Annotated in this window: 12 protein-coding genes; 4 read left to right on the top strand and 8 right to left on the bottom strand. The window is 67.7% G+C overall.

Annotation, left to right across the window (positions count from 1 at the left end; all coding sequences use genetic code 11):
- Positions 1-13: 13 nt before the first annotated feature.
- From ACSFBF_RS05650 to ACSFBF_RS05640, 3 genes are all read left to right on the top strand, one after another.
- On the top strand, positions 14-349 hold the full coding sequence (locus ACSFBF_RS05650; RefSeq protein ID WP_435465362.1) for a hypothetical protein: 336 nt from the start codon (positions 14-16) through the stop codon (positions 347-349).
- A 22-nt stretch (positions 350-371) separates the two neighbouring features.
- Positions 372-602 (top strand): hypothetical protein, encoded by a 231-nt coding sequence (locus ACSFBF_RS05645; protein ID WP_007836713.1) that lies wholly within the window; start codon positions 372-374, stop codon positions 600-602.
- A 251-nt stretch (positions 603-853) separates the two neighbouring features.
- Positions 854-1,444 carry a hypothetical protein gene (locus ACSFBF_RS05640; RefSeq protein WP_435465361.1) on the top strand — a complete coding sequence of 197 codons (591 nt, stop codon included), beginning with the start codon at positions 854-856 and terminating at the stop codon, positions 1,442-1,444.
- A gap of 12 nt (positions 1,445-1,456) precedes the next feature.
- Here the strand turns inward: ACSFBF_RS05640 and ACSFBF_RS05635 are convergent, their stop codons facing one another.
- Positions 1,457-2,299 carry a metal-dependent hydrolase gene (locus ACSFBF_RS05635; protein ID WP_435465360.1) on the bottom strand — a complete coding sequence of 281 codons (843 nt, stop codon included), beginning with the start codon at positions 2,297-2,299 and terminating at the stop codon, positions 1,457-1,459.
- A 127-nt stretch (positions 2,300-2,426) separates the two neighbouring features.
- Between ACSFBF_RS05635 and ACSFBF_RS05630 the strand changes: the two genes are divergently transcribed.
- Positions 2,427-3,056, top strand: coding sequence for a TetR/AcrR family transcriptional regulator (locus ACSFBF_RS05630; protein WP_435465359.1), 630 nt, complete (start codon positions 2,427-2,429; stop codon positions 3,054-3,056).
- Here ACSFBF_RS05630 and ACSFBF_RS05625 read toward each other — a convergent pair.
- The 7 genes from ACSFBF_RS05625 to ACSFBF_RS05595 are packed head-to-tail and all read right to left on the bottom strand — an operon-like array spanning position 3,053 to position 12,666.
- A complete protein-coding gene (locus ACSFBF_RS05625) occupies positions 3,053-4,189 on the bottom strand; it encodes an ABC transporter permease (protein ID WP_435465358.1) in 1,137 nt (378 codons plus the stop codon). The genes ACSFBF_RS05630 and ACSFBF_RS05625 overlap by 4 nt on opposite strands.
- Positions 4,189-5,373 (bottom strand): ABC transporter permease, encoded by a 1,185-nt coding sequence (locus ACSFBF_RS05620; RefSeq protein ID WP_435465357.1) that lies wholly within the window; start codon positions 5,371-5,373, stop codon positions 4,189-4,191. The genes ACSFBF_RS05625 and ACSFBF_RS05620 overlap by 1 nt, the downstream gene beginning before the upstream one ends.
- A gap of 7 nt (positions 5,374-5,380) precedes the next feature.
- Entirely contained in the window at positions 5,381-6,367 is a 987-nt protein-coding gene (locus ACSFBF_RS05615) for an HlyD family secretion protein (protein WP_435465356.1), read from the bottom strand.
- Entirely contained in the window at positions 6,367-7,809 is a 1,443-nt protein-coding gene (locus tag ACSFBF_RS05610; RefSeq protein ID WP_435465355.1) for a TolC family protein, read from the bottom strand. Before ACSFBF_RS05610 ends, ACSFBF_RS05615 begins: the two co-directional genes overlap by 1 nt.
- Before the next feature lie 16 nt (positions 7,810-7,825).
- Positions 7,826-9,724 (bottom strand): YhgE/Pip family protein, encoded by a 1,899-nt coding sequence (locus ACSFBF_RS05605; RefSeq protein ID WP_435465354.1) that lies wholly within the window; start codon positions 9,722-9,724, stop codon positions 7,826-7,828.
- Between the two features lie 55 nt (positions 9,725-9,779).
- A complete protein-coding gene (locus ACSFBF_RS05600; RefSeq protein WP_435465353.1) occupies positions 9,780-10,148 on the bottom strand; it encodes a nuclear transport factor 2 family protein in 369 nt (122 codons plus the stop codon).
- Position 10,149: 1 nt separating this feature from the next.
- Entirely contained in the window at positions 10,150-12,666 is a 2,517-nt protein-coding gene (locus ACSFBF_RS05595) for a sodium-translocating pyrophosphatase (protein WP_435465352.1), read from the bottom strand.
- Positions 12,667-12,888: the final 222 nt, after the last annotated feature.

The following is a 12,888-nucleotide window of genomic DNA, read 5'->3' as shown; positions in this document are numbered from 1 at the left end:
ATGCTGCCCCCAGATGGAAACCATGAACACGACCGATAATCCGTCTCCCAAGACCGATCTGGCAGTGACCCACGTGCTGGCGCAACTGCTGGAAAAGCTTGAGCACAGCCCTGTGCCCGTTGGCGCAGAGCAGTACCGCTCCGTGGTCGAGCACCTCGTGCACGAGTTCGAGGACGTCGAGCAGGGCGCCGAGCTAGGCCGCCTGCTCGATGCCTATCCGGCCGCGGCCGAGGTGTACGAGAACCTCAATTACAAGCACGCCGGGCTTTGCCGCTCGGCGTTGGACGCTTCCCTGGCCGCTGAAATCAGCGCACGGGAAGCCATTGCACGCGCAATGCGTCGTGCATAACTGAACAGCAAGGACAAGACGCATGGCGAAGGGTGAAGTGAAGACGGCAGTGGTGGCGGATGGGCTGCGTTACAAGTCCAAGACGCCGGGTTCGCCGTTCCGCGCCTCGGCGTCGTTCAGCGGCGCGACCATGTCGTGCTTCATGTGCGGCAAGCACCGCGTGCGCTCGCAACTGCGTACCCGCCAGGTGCTGGGCAAGTCCCAGACCGTGTGTGCGCCTTCCTGCAAGGCGCTCGACGAATCGCTCGAATAGGGGATTGACCCCGGTTGCTGGCAGTTCGCCTGCTAGCACATTGGGGAGGCATTTTGGAGACATTTCCTCGTGCATAAGTCACGGAATGGCCTTCCACATCGGCGGCAATCGCTATACAGTTGGACACAAATGATGCATGTAATTGCATGTAATCTAAAGTTCTACTAGTAGCCGATTTCCAATGAATTGCAGCCACACCGTCGACGCCCCTCGCGGGACATGGAATTCAACGCTTGCGAAGGGGCCCCGCCATGGCTAAGTCGCGCCACGTGGTCATGCAGGTGGTCAAGCGCTCGTCCGGCAGCGCCACGCACCATGTCGAATTCCTGATGGATGACAACTTCGCCGAGCGCCTGCGGCAGTTGCGTTCGCTGGTGCCACCCCTGGGCAGCCTCAACAAGCAGCGCGACCTCGTGATCGACAAGGTGCGCGTGCGCCTGCCCAACGCCATCTGGCGCTCGGGCAACGAGATCGAGATGGACGGGGGCGTGGACGGCTCCTGCATCGTCATCGCCGCCGAAGGCTCGTTCAACTGCGGTGGCAAGGACCGCAAGACGCGCGAGAAGCTCGTGACGTACAACTTCTCGATCGCGCGCCTGATCGAACTGCATGCCGAGCGCCCGGAGGGCGAGACCCTTTACATCCGCGACGGCGTGTTCGCCAATGACGAGCCGGCCGAATCGCCCGCAGGCCGTTGGGTGGCGTCGATGCACGAGCTCGAAGTGGTGATGCGCGTGCCGGACGCCCCGTCCGACTTCGACACCCTGCACGATCTGGCGCTGCGCCCCGAGCAGCAACAGCAGGCCGGCAGCGGCGCGCCGCACCGCGCCAATTTCTACTGAGTTTTTTGCCCGTCAGCTGGCAGCGGCCGCTTCAGCCGCAGTGCCCACCGGCGTGTACTGCGCGCGGTTGTCCGCCAGCCAGCGCTCCGACAGGCTGCTGTCCTGCTGCATCGGATGGAAATCCGCGCGCAGGTAGCTGCGCCAGCCGGCCAGATTGCCGCGCAGCAGGCCGTCGCGGCTCAGCAGGATGCGCGCGGCGCTCTTCCAGGTCGACCATTTCCACAGCTGCTTTTCGTGGCGCAGGTTGTCGATGGTCTGGTGCATCAGGTCGCCCAGGAACATCATCGTGACGCGGCGGAACCAGCGTGTGCGCCATTCGTCGGAGCCGCCCGCGGCCCGGTAGATGTCGAAGGCCACGCTCTTATGCTCCAGCTCTTCCGCGCTGTGCCACAGCCACATGGTGCGCAGTCGAGGCTCGGCGCCGTCGAGGATCTCGGGGTGGGCCAGCAGCCATTCGGCGAACATCGCCGTGAAATGCTCGGTGGCCGCCGTCACCGCCAGCGCGTGGCGCGGGTCGGCTTCTTCCATCAGGGCCATGCGCTTGCTGGCGCGCGCCGTCCAGCCGTCGACCAGGCCCTGGCTTTCGAGATGGTTGTTGAAGAGCGAATGAATGCGCCGGTGCGTGGCTTCCTGCCCGATGAAGCCGCGCACGTCGGCCTTATGTTTTTCCTGCACCTCGAGCGGCAGCGTGGCCACGGCGTCGCGCACGGCGTCGATGAAGAACTGCTCGCCGAAAGGGAAACTCATCGACAGGGCGTTGAAGAAAGCGGTCGAGAATGCATCGCCGCCGCACCAGTTGCGGGCAAAGGGCGGTTGCAGGTCGATCAGAAGGCGGCGGACAACGAGATCGGTCATGAAACGAGCCTCGGGAAAAGCAGGGCTGCTTGGATGGATGATTGGTACAAATCAGTACCGCATGCCGCCATGTTGCAATTGTGAATTGGTACTGTCAAGTACCGAGACATAGGAAAATGTGCCGTTCATGAGCGAAACCATCGAAAAAGCAGCCCCTTCCAAGTCCGCCGAGGGCCCCGGGAGCGAGCACTACAAGCGCCTGCTGCAAGGCATGGCGCATGCCGTGGCAGCCAAGGGCTACGCCGAGACAACCATTGCCGACATCGTGCGCGAGGCCGCCGTGTCGCGCCGCACCTTCTACGAACACTTCAGCACAAAGACCGAGTGCCTGATCGCGCTCTACGAAACCGCCAGCCGGCTCGCGCTTCAGGCGGTGAGCGAGGCCTTCGATCCGGTGCAGCCCTGGCATGCACAGGTCGAGCAGGCCATGACCGCGTACTTCGATTACCTCGCGCAAGACCCTGTGCTGCTGCGCACGCTCTTCGTCGAGATCCTGGGGCTCGGCATGCCGGGCCTGGTGGTGCGGCGCCGGGTGAACGACGAGATCGCCAACTTCATCCAGGTGGCGATCAACAGCAGCGACAGCGCGGAGGGCCCCGCCGTGCACCTGACGAGCGAGATGGCGATGACTGTGGTCGGCGGCATCAACGAACTGGTGCTGCAGGCCATCGAGCAGGACCGTGCGGGCGATCTGCGCGAGCTGGTGGCGCCCGCCACGCGGCTGGTGCGCGCCGTGGCGGCCGAGAGCCAGCGCTAGACGCGTTTCGGCGGGGTGGCCGCGAGCCACAGCGCCAGCAGCCCCGCGAGGGTCAGCGACAGCAGCACGCCGAGGTAGGGCAGCACGTCATGCAGCGGCGCGCCCATCTGGTTGAGCCGCAGCGAGGCCTGGATACCTGCCGTGCTCGGGAAGAGCCAGCGCAGCGCCTGCAGCGGCCCCGGCAAGGCCTCTACCGGCCACGAGAAGCCCGAGAGAAAGGCCATTGGCAGGGCGGTGAACAGCAACACCTGCAAGGCCCGCTCGCGGTCGCGGAACCAGCAACCCAGCAGCAGGCCCAGCGTGCAGATCGCGGGCACGTAGAACGCGAGCAGCACCAGCGCGCCGAGCGGATTACCGCCACGCGGGTAGTCCTGCAAAAAGAACACCCAGCCGAAATAGAAAAGCCCGCTGAGAAAGCCGAACGCCGAGAGCGCCCCCAGCCGCCCCAGCCAGGCCCCCATCGAGGCCCGCAGCCGCCCCGCCTCGGCCCAGGTGCCGGCCAGCATCGCCACGCCCATCAGCAGTGTCTGCTGCAGGATCAGCAGAGCCACCGCCGGCACCACGTAGCTGCCATAGCCTTCGGTCGGGTTGAACAGCGCGACGAGCTGCGTGTTGAGCGGACTGCGGCTGCGCGCCGCCTGGATCGCGCTCTGGCCGCCGGCCTGCAGCTTGCGGATCTCTACCCCCGCCGACACTGTGCCCACGGCTTCCGAGAAGCCATACAGCACCGCCTTGTTCAGTAGCGCATAGGCGCCGTTGCCTTCGATGGTGACCACGGCCGAGGTGCCGCGCAGCACGTCGCGCTTGAGGTCGGCCGGCAGCAGCGCATAGCCTTCGATGTCGCCGCGCCACAGCGCCTGCTGCGCCTCGCGCACATCGCCCGTGACCATGCGCACGTCGAGCCGCGGATTGGCCAGCGCGAAGCGCGCGATCTGCCGCGATAGCGAGCTGTGATCCTGGTCGACCACCGCCACCGGCACGCGCGTCACGGCCTGCGTGCCATAGGGCCACGGATAGAAGAAGCCGTAGATGATGGGCGCGAGCAGCATGATGAGCAGCACGCCCTTGTCGCGGAGCACGGCGAGCGCGGTGTCGCGCCATGCGGCGCCGAGGTGGAGCTGTTCGTCAGTCATCAGCGTCCACCCCAACTGTCGGGCGCTCCGGCCGCGCGCACCAGGGCAGCGGCGGACACGGTAAGCAACACGCCCGTGCCAACCATCATCCACAGCGGCGTGGCGACCGAATAGACCACCGGCGCGCCCATCTGCAACTGCTCCATCTGCACGCGGATGTAGTGCGTATAGGGCAGCAGGTTGGCCCAGACCTGCGCCAGAAGCGGCATCGCGACCAGCGGAAAGCCCACGCCACCGAACGCGAAGGCCGGTGCAGTGATGAAGCCCGTGGCCGACAGCGCGGTGCGCAGCGAACGCGTGAGCGCCGCCACCAAGGCCCCGAGCGCGATCGATAGCGCCAGGAACACCACGAGCGCAAACAGCGTCCACCCGAGCGAACCGACCGGATGCCACCCGCGACCCGCGGTGATCCACAGCATCGCCGCGATGGCCACCGCCGAAAGGCTCGCAAACGGCAGCACCAGCTTGCCCGCCAGCGCGGCCAGCGCCTCGTGCCAGCGCGGCGCGGCACCCAGCCATTCGCCGATGCTGCGGTCGCGCAGCTCGCGCCCCACAGCCCACGCGCCGGCCGTCATTGCAAGGATGTGCAGCAGCGCCGGGATCAGCGCTGCGCCGAGAAACTGCTCATAGTCGGTCGAGGTGTTGAACAGCGCCACCATGCTCGCCTTGATCGGCTCCATGCTCACCCGCGCCGCCGTCATCGACTCGCCGCGCTTGTTGCGCACCGTGAGCTCGACGCCGCCGGAAACGGTGGCCACGGCGGTGCGCACGTCGCGCTGGATCAGGCTCGAATGCGTGCCGAGCTGCGCGTTGTGCAGCAGCACAACTTGCCCGACGCGCCCCTGCTTGACGTCGCGGCTCAGGTCGCGCGGCAACTGCACCGCTGCGTCGACCGCGCCGCTGGTCAGGGCCCGCGCCATCTCGCCTTCGTCGCCGTACCGCTGCACCACGCGCAGGCCAGGCGTGGCGTCCAGAAAGCGCACCAGCTGGCGCGAGAGCGACGAGTGGTCCTGGTCGAGTACGCCGATCGGCAATCGCTCGGGCAGGCCGGCCGAGAAGATCCACCAGATCAGAAACACCGCGAGCAGCGGCACCCACGAGACCATCGCCAGGTCCCAGGGGCGCGTGCGCAGCAGCGCGAACTCGCGCCGTGCGCTGGCTGCGGAAAAGCCGCGCAGGCTCATCGCGAACTCAGTCGACCAGCACGCTCATGCCGGGCCGCGCGCCGTCGATGGGCTTGAGCGGCCGCGCGCGGACCTCGAAGGTGCGCACGTCGAAGCCGGTGCCGCCGCGCGTGGCGCGCCACGTCGCGAAGTCGGGCAGCACGGCGCTGTAGTACACCTTGAAGCGGGCCGTGCGCCTGTCTTCCGGCAGCGCGGGCAGGCGGGCATCGAATTCATTGCCGAGCGCGAAGCGGGCGAGCCGGTCTTCGCGCACATTGAGCACCACCCATTGGTCGCTCAGGTCGACCACAGTGACCACCGCCACGCCCTGCGGCGACAGTTCGCCGACCTTGGCCAGCACTTTGGCCACTTCGCCCCCGACGGGGCTGCGCAGCTCGGTCTCGGCCTTCGCGGCTTCGGCCTCGGCCACCACGCCGGCGACCTGGCGCGCCTGCGCGTTGGCGGCGGCCTTGTCCTCGGGGCGGGCACCGGTGCGCGCCATGTCGTATTGCGCCTTCGCCGCGATGGCGGCGTCGCGCGAGGCCTTCCAGTTGGCTTCGGCCTCGTCGCGTTTCTGGTCGGCCACCAGGCCCTCGCGCGCCAGTCCGTCGACGCGGCGGTACGAGGTCTGCGCCAGCTGGGCTGCGGTTTCGGCACGCTGCCACTGCATGCGAGCCATCTCGACCTCCTGCGGGCGCGCGCCGTTCTGTGCCTTGTCGGCGACGGCCTGCGCGGCCTGTTCGGCGGCGGTGGCCTGCGCGAGCTTGGCGCGCACTTCGGGGCTGTCCATGCGCACCAGCACCGCGCCGGCCTGGATGCGGTCGCCTTCCTTCACCGGCACTTCGGCGATGCGCGCCGTCACCTTGCCGGCAACGTCGGTCTCGCGCGCCTCCATCTGGCCCTGGAACACCTCGGGCGCGGGCTGCGACGCGCGCCAGAAACCCCAGACGAGCACCGCCAGCACGAGCAGGGCGGCGAGTATGGCGATCAGTTTTCGGGTCTTGGCACTCATCATCAATTCACCTTCACGTCGGCACGGGCGATGTAGTCAGAAAACCTTTCGGAAAGGCCCGCGCTTTCGAGCAGTTGCGCGAGCGCCTGCACGTAGTCGTTGGCGGCTTGCGCGCGTTCGGTCAGCACCTTGGCCTGGTTGGTCTCTGCGTCGATCAGGTCGAGCGTGGTGCTCGTGCCTTCGCGCAAGCCCGAGGTGCGCAGCTTCACGACTTCTCGCGCAAGTTCGACCGAGGCCTTCATCTCGAGGTACTGCTGGCGCGCGTTCTCCAGCGCACGCCAGTTGCGCTCGACCAGCAGCGAGATGTCGCTGCGCGCCTGCGCGTCGGTGCGCTCGGCCTGCTCGACCTGCTTGAGCGACGCGGCCGACAGGGCGTCGCGATCGACCGAGTCGTAAAGCGTCCAGCGCACGCCGAGGCCGGCCACCCAGTCGGCGTTGCCGCTCTTCAGTTCGCGTGTGCCGAAGGCGATGACCTGCGGGCGGCGCAGCGCTTCTTCGCCCTCGTGCAACTGCTCGGCCTGCGACTTCTTGGCCGCGACCTTGCCCAGGCCCGGGTGCCGCGTGAGCGCCGAGTCGATGAAATAGCCGAGTGGCTCGATCGGCGTGCTGATGAGAAAGAGAGGGGTCTGCGGCGTCACGCTGCCATCGGCGCGCACCGTGCGGGCCAGGGCCACGGCGGCGAGCGCCGCGTCGTTCTCGGCCTTGCGCGCATTGCGTCGCGCCTCTTCGTACGCGGCGCTGGCTTGCAGCCGTTCGACGCGCGAGATCACGCCGGCCGCGAGCATCTTCTGCGCCGCCGAATCGTGTTGCGCGATCGTGCGCTCGGCCTGCAGGCGCAGCGTAGCCGCGCGCTGCGCGAGCTGAGCGCCGAAGTAGCGCTGCACCAGCAGCGTGTCGACCTCGTGGCCGGCCTGTTCGGCATCGGCCTGCGCTTCGCGCGCCTGCGCCGACACGAAGCCGCGCACCGCATCGGTCGCGCCGCCGACGTAGAGCGGCCATACGGCCGAGATCGAGGTGTTGGCGCCGGTGTCGTGGCGGTTGAGCGTGTAGCTGTTGGGCAACTGCGGAATCGGCACGCGCGAGATCACGCTCTGGATGGACGACGGCAGCGCCGAGCCGATCTGTCCGAGTTTCTGGTTGAGCGGATCGAGGTCGAGGTTCAGGTTTGCGTTGTAGGCATAGGCCAGCCCCGAGACACTGACCGTCGGGCCGCCGAGCCCCTTGAGGCCCAGGCCCTGCAGTTCCTTCGACTCGACGGCCGCGCGGGCCGCAGCCAGCTTGTCGGAGCGATCGATCATGCGGGCGCGGGCCGCTTCGAAGCTCAGCGACAGGGTGTCGTCGTTGCGGGCCTGGCCCTGGATTTGCGCGACGGCCGCAGTGCCCAGCACCAGCAGTGCCGGCAGCAGGCAGAGGGAGGGAGAAAGGGCTTGGCGGGAGCGTGTCATCGTTTCAAGGGGCTGTTCAGATCTGCACCGTCGGCCGGTAGTCCGCCAGCAGCACTTCCTTCCACTTGCCGAACAGGGCCATCAGCCCGACGGCCACCGCGCCCGACAGCAGCACCACCCAGCAGGCATGCGCCCACCCGTCGTCGAAGGCGCCGAACATCACCGCGCGAAAGGCCTGCACCACCCAGCTGAACGGCAGCCAGCTGTGCACCGTGCGGAAGAAGCCGGCCGAAAGCTCCACCGGCAGCACCCCGCCGCCGGCCGACAGCTGCAGCGTAAGCAGCAGCACCGTGAGGATGCGGCCGAAGTCGCCGAACACATGCAGGATCGCGAACAGCACCACGAGGAAGACCAGCGAAGCCAGCGCCATCGTGAGCGCCAGCGCCGCAACGTGCGGCGCCTGCACCTGCAGCACGCCCAGCAGCGTGGCCAGCACCAGCGCCACCTGCAGCAGCACGATGAGCGCCGGCATGGTGATCTTGCCGAGCGTCTTCGCGAGCTTCGGGTAGTGGGTGTGGTCCGCCAGCACGATGCGGATGTTGAACAGGTAGCCCGCCATCACCGCGCCGATCCACAGCGCCACCGACACCATGTTGGGCACGAAGGCGCTGCCGTTGTTGTCCACCGGCGCCGCCACCTCGACCTTGGGCTCGACCGAGTCGGCCAGCCCCGAGGCGCTGCCCTGGATGCGGGTGATCGAGGCGGGCAGGGCGGCCTCGATGGTGCGCACGCCGGTCAGCAGGCGCTGCGCCCCCTGCGCAAGCTGAGCGCCGCCCTGCACGAACTCGTCGAGCTTCTTGTCCGCTGGCAGCTTGCCAGCCATGGTGCGGATGCCGCCGGACAGCGCACCCACGCCGTCGGTGAGCTTGCCCACGCCGCCGTCGAGCGCAGTGGCGCCGGCCGCGAGCTTGTGGTTGCCGTCCTGTGCCTTGGCCATGGCCCCCTGCGCCTGATCGATGCCGCCGCGCAGCTTGTCGGCGCCGGCGGCGAGTTCGCCCGCGCCCTTGGCGATGCGTTCGCCCACGAAGGGGATGTCGGCGGAATCCTTCTGCATCTTGCGCGCGCCGTCGCCGAGCTGGCCGGCACCGCCTTCTAGCTGGCCGAGCCCGTCGCCGATTTGCGCGAGCCCGCTGCCGAGTTCGCGCTGGCCCGCCGCGAGTTGCTGCGAGCCGGCCTTCAGCGCATGCAGGTCCGTGTCGGCCGGCAGCTTCGATTCGATGGTGCGGATGCCGCCGTTGACCTGCTTGAACCCGCTGCCTACCTGCTGCGCGGCGGCGCTGTACTGGGCGGCGCCGTTGGCCAGCGTCTGGCTGCCGTCGCGCAGCTCCAGCAGGGCCTGCTTGAGCTTGTCGAGCCGCTGCTGCGAGCCCGAGGCCGCATTCAGCACCAGCCCCCAGCGCTGCTCGTTGAGCATCTCGTTGACCTGGTGCCCCAGCTCGCCCGCGAAGCGCCGGGCCAGGCCGGCCGAGCTGTAGTTGTTGCCTTCGGAGGTGTAGACCACCAGTTGCCCCGCGCCGCGCTGTGCGCCCGGCACCGCGTTGGCGCTGAAGTCGGCCGGAATCAGCAGCGCGAAGGCCAGCGTGCCGCGCCGCACCTCGGCGCGCGCGGCCTCGGCATCGGTCATCGAGCGGAAGCCGAAGGCGCGCTTGTCGAGCAGGGTGTGCGTGAGTTCGTCGCCGACGTTGACCGTGCGCGACATGTAGGTCACGCCCCGGTCCTGGTTGACGATGGCGGCGGGCAGGTCGGCCGTGTGGCCGGCCGGGTCCCACACGCTCGTGAGGTAGATCAGCGCATAGATCGCCGGCACCACGCCGACCGCCACCACGGCCAGCAGGATGCGCGGAAAGCGCCGCACGATCGCCAACTCGGCCCGGGCGATGGCCCAGCCGGCGAGCAGTGCGTGGAGGTATCGCATGGGGCTAGGAGGTCTGCTGCAGCGCCATGGCGGTGGGGTTCGCGCGCAGAAGTGGTCAGCCCGGCTTTTTCTGCGCGGGGTCGTAGAAGAATTGCTCTTCCACGATGCGCTCGCCTTCCCAGCGTTGCCAGGCGATCTCTTCCATGCGCATCTTGCTGCCGCCCTTGAACGTGAACTCGAAGATCCAGTGGATCGCCACGTGGTCGCCGTTCACCAGCACCGGCCGCACGCAGGTGGAGACCACCGATTCGGTGCGGTCGAGCACGGCGGTTTCCTGTGCCACCAGCGTGCTGCGGCCGCGCCGCGGCTCGGCCTGGTTTTCGCGCATGGCGGCATCTTCGGTGTAGTAGTCCTCGATGGCCTTGGCATGCGCGCCGCCCTCGACGGCGGCGATGAATGATTCGAGTCGTTCGGGCGTGGGCATTTCAGGACTTTACTTTGACTTCGACCCGGCGAGCTTCTGCGGGTGGCCCGTCGGCTTGCGATTGCTCTGGCTTGGCCAGCTCGATCTTGTCTTCTGGCGCGCCTGCAGCCTTGAGCGCATCGCTCACGGCCATCGCGCGCTGCTTGGCGAGCTCGGCATTCTTGGCCGGGTCGCCGCTGGCGTCGTGGTAGCCACTCACGAGCACGGTGCTGCCGCTCTGCACGGCCTTGATGACGTCGGCCAGGGCTTCCTTGGCGTTGGGCGCGACTTCAGAGCTGGCGCTTGCGAAGTAGAACTTCACGACGCCGTTCTCGACTTTCACCGCGGCGGCTTCGGCGGCTGACACGGCACCCGAAGCAACCACCGCAGCAGGCGTCGACGGAGCCATTGCGGCAGGCGCGGTCGCGGCCGGCGGCATCTCGACCTTCGCCGGCACAGCCGCTGCCGCATCGCCACCATGGAACTTCACCACCAGCGGCACGATGAGCAGCGCCACGATGTTGATGATCTTGATCAGCGGGTTCACGGCCGGCCCGGCCGTGTCCTTGTAGGGGTCGCCCACGGTGTCGCCGGTGACGGCGGCCTTGTGCGTCTCGCTGCCCTTGCCGCCGAAGTGGCCGTCCTCGATGTACTTCTTGGCGTTGTCCCAGGCGCCGCCGCCGGTGCACATGCTGATGGCGACGAACAGGCCAGTGACGATGGTGCCCATCAGCAACCCGCCCAGTGCCTTCGGCCCCAGCACCAGGCCGACGACGATCGGCACCAGCACAGGCAGCAGCGAGGGGATCATCATTTCCTTGATGGCCGCGCCGGTCAGCATGCTCACGGCCTTGCCGTACTCGGGCTTGCCGGTGCCCTCCATGATGCCGGGGATGTCGCGGAACTGGCGGCGCACTTCTTCCACCACCGCACCGGCCGCGCGGCCCACGGCTTCCATGGCCATTGCGCCGAACAGGTAGGGAATCAGCCCGCCGATGAAGAGGCCGACGATCACCATCGGGTCGCTCAGGTTGAAGCTGATGTTCAGCCCGAAGCTCTCCAGCTTGTGCGTGTAGTCGGCAAAGAGCACCAGCGAGGCCAGGCCCGCAGAGCCGATGGCGTAGCCCTTGGTCACGGCCTTGGTGGTGTTGCCGACCGCGTCGAGCGGGTCGGTCACGGCGCGCACGCTGGCGGGCAGATCGCTCATCTCGGCAATGCCGCCGGCGTTGTCGGTGATGGGGCCGTAGGCGTCGAGCGCCACCACGATGCCGGCCATGCTCAGCATCGACGTGGCGGCAACCGCAATGCCGAAGAGGCCCGCCAGCGAGTAGGAGGCCAGGATCGCGATGCACACGAAGATCACCGGCCAGGCGGTAGAGCGCATCGACACGCCCAGGCCCGCGATGATGTTGGTGCCGTGGCCCGTGGTCGAGGCCTGCGCGATGTGCTGCACGGGCTTGTACTGCGTGCCGGTGTAGTACTCGGTGATCCACACCAGCGCGGCCGTCAGCGCCAGGCCGACGAAGCAGGCGCCGAACAGCTTGAGCTGGCTGCCGCTCGGGGCGATCGCGTTGTCGGGAATCAGCCAGCTGGTGACGAACCAGAACGCGATCAGCGACAGGATGCCCGCCACTGCCAGACCCTTGTAGAGCGCCGGCATCACGTTGATCATGCCCGGCGAGGCCTTGACGAAGAAGCAGCCGATGATCGACGCGATGATCGACACGCCGCCCAGCGCGAGCGGGTACAGCACGGCGTTGGTGGGCGCCGCAGTGACCATCAGCGCGCCCAGCACCATGGTGGCGATCAGCGTCACGGCGTAGGTCTCGAACAGGTCGGCCGCCATGCCGGCGCAGTCGCCGACGTTGTCGCCCACGTTGTCGGCAATCACGGCCGGGTTGCGCGGATCGTCTTCGGGGATGCCGGCCTCGACCTTGCCCACCAGGTCGGCGCCGACGTCGGCACCCTTGGTGAAGATGCCACCGCCCAGCCGCGCGAAGATCGAGATCAGCGAGGAGCCGAAGGCAAAGCCGATCAGCGGATTGAGGGTGGCCGCGAGACTGTGGCCAGCTGCCGGCGTGCTGCTGCCGATCAAGACCCAGTAGAAGGCCGACACGCCCAGCAGGCCCAGGCCCACCACCAGCATGCCGGTGATGGCGCCGCCGCGGAACGCGACGTCGAGCGCCGGGCCGATGCCTTGCGTGGCCGCCTGCGCCGTGCGCACGTTGGCGCGCACCGACACGTTCATGCCGATGAAGCCGCAGGCGCCCGAGAGCACCGCGCCCACGATGAAGCCGACCGCCGTGGTCAGGTCCAGGAAGATGGCGATGAGGATGGCGAGCACCACGCCGACGATGGCGATGGTGCTGTACTGCTTGGCGAGGTAGGCGGAGGCGCCGGCCTGGATTGCCGCTGCAATTTCCTGCATGCGGGCGTTGCCGGCGTCCTTCGCGAGAATCCAACTTCGAGCCCAGAAACCGTAGGCCACGGCCACGAGGCCGCAGACGATAGCCAGTATCAGGGGGGTGTTGCCGATCATGCTTTGCTTCTCCATTCGTTCGTTGCGACTTGTGGAGACGGACAGCATGGGCCCTGCGTGCAACGCGTACGGGACCATGTTTTCCGCCGCGTTGCTTCCTCGAAGCTCACTGCACTTGGGGTGCGGAGCCGATTGGCCAACGGTTGCAATTTACAGGCAAATACGAGTGTGCGTGCGACCGGTCGGTGACACGGAAAGTAAACTCCGGGTTTGTCCCCATCT

Origin of the sequence: Variovorax nivicola, assembly GCF_051216475.1 — a bacterium.
Classification (GTDB): Bacteria; Pseudomonadota; Gammaproteobacteria; order Burkholderiales; family Burkholderiaceae_C; genus Variovorax.
This window is presented reverse-complemented; position numbering and strand designations above follow the sequence as displayed.

Coding starts and splice junctions, on each gene's coding strand:
- ACSFBF_RS05650 (WP_435465362.1), top strand. CDS start 14: ATGGAAACCATGAACACGACCGATAATCCGTCTCCCAAGACCGATCTG.
- ACSFBF_RS05645 (WP_007836713.1), top strand. CDS start 372: ATGGCGAAGGGTGAAGTGAAGACGGCAGTGGTGGCGGATGGGCTGCGT.
- ACSFBF_RS05640 (WP_435465361.1), top strand. CDS start 854: ATGGCTAAGTCGCGCCACGTGGTCATGCAGGTGGTCAAGCGCTCGTCC.
- ACSFBF_RS05635 (WP_435465360.1), bottom strand. CDS start 2,299: ATGACCGATCTCGTTGTCCGCCGCCTTCTGATCGACCTGCAACCGCCC.
- ACSFBF_RS05630 (WP_435465359.1), top strand. CDS start 2,427: ATGAGCGAAACCATCGAAAAAGCAGCCCCTTCCAAGTCCGCCGAGGGC.
- ACSFBF_RS05625 (WP_435465358.1), bottom strand. CDS start 4,189: ATGACTGACGAACAGCTCCACCTCGGCGCCGCATGGCGCGACACCGCG.
- ACSFBF_RS05620 (WP_435465357.1), bottom strand. CDS start 5,373: ATGAGCCTGCGCGGCTTTTCCGCAGCCAGCGCACGGCGCGAGTTCGCG.
- ACSFBF_RS05615 (WP_435465356.1), bottom strand. CDS start 6,367: ATGATGAGTGCCAAGACCCGAAAACTGATCGCCATACTCGCCGCCCTG.
- ACSFBF_RS05610 (WP_435465355.1), bottom strand. CDS start 7,809: ATGACACGCTCCCGCCAAGCCCTTTCTCCCTCCCTCTGCCTGCTGCCG.
- ACSFBF_RS05605 (WP_435465354.1), bottom strand. CDS start 9,724: ATGCGATACCTCCACGCACTGCTCGCCGGCTGGGCCATCGCCCGGGCC.
- ACSFBF_RS05600 (WP_435465353.1), bottom strand. CDS start 10,148: ATGCCCACGCCCGAACGACTCGAATCATTCATCGCCGCCGTCGAGGGC.
- ACSFBF_RS05595 (WP_435465352.1), bottom strand. CDS start 12,666: ATGATCGGCAACACCCCCCTGATACTGGCTATCGTCTGCGGCCTCGTG.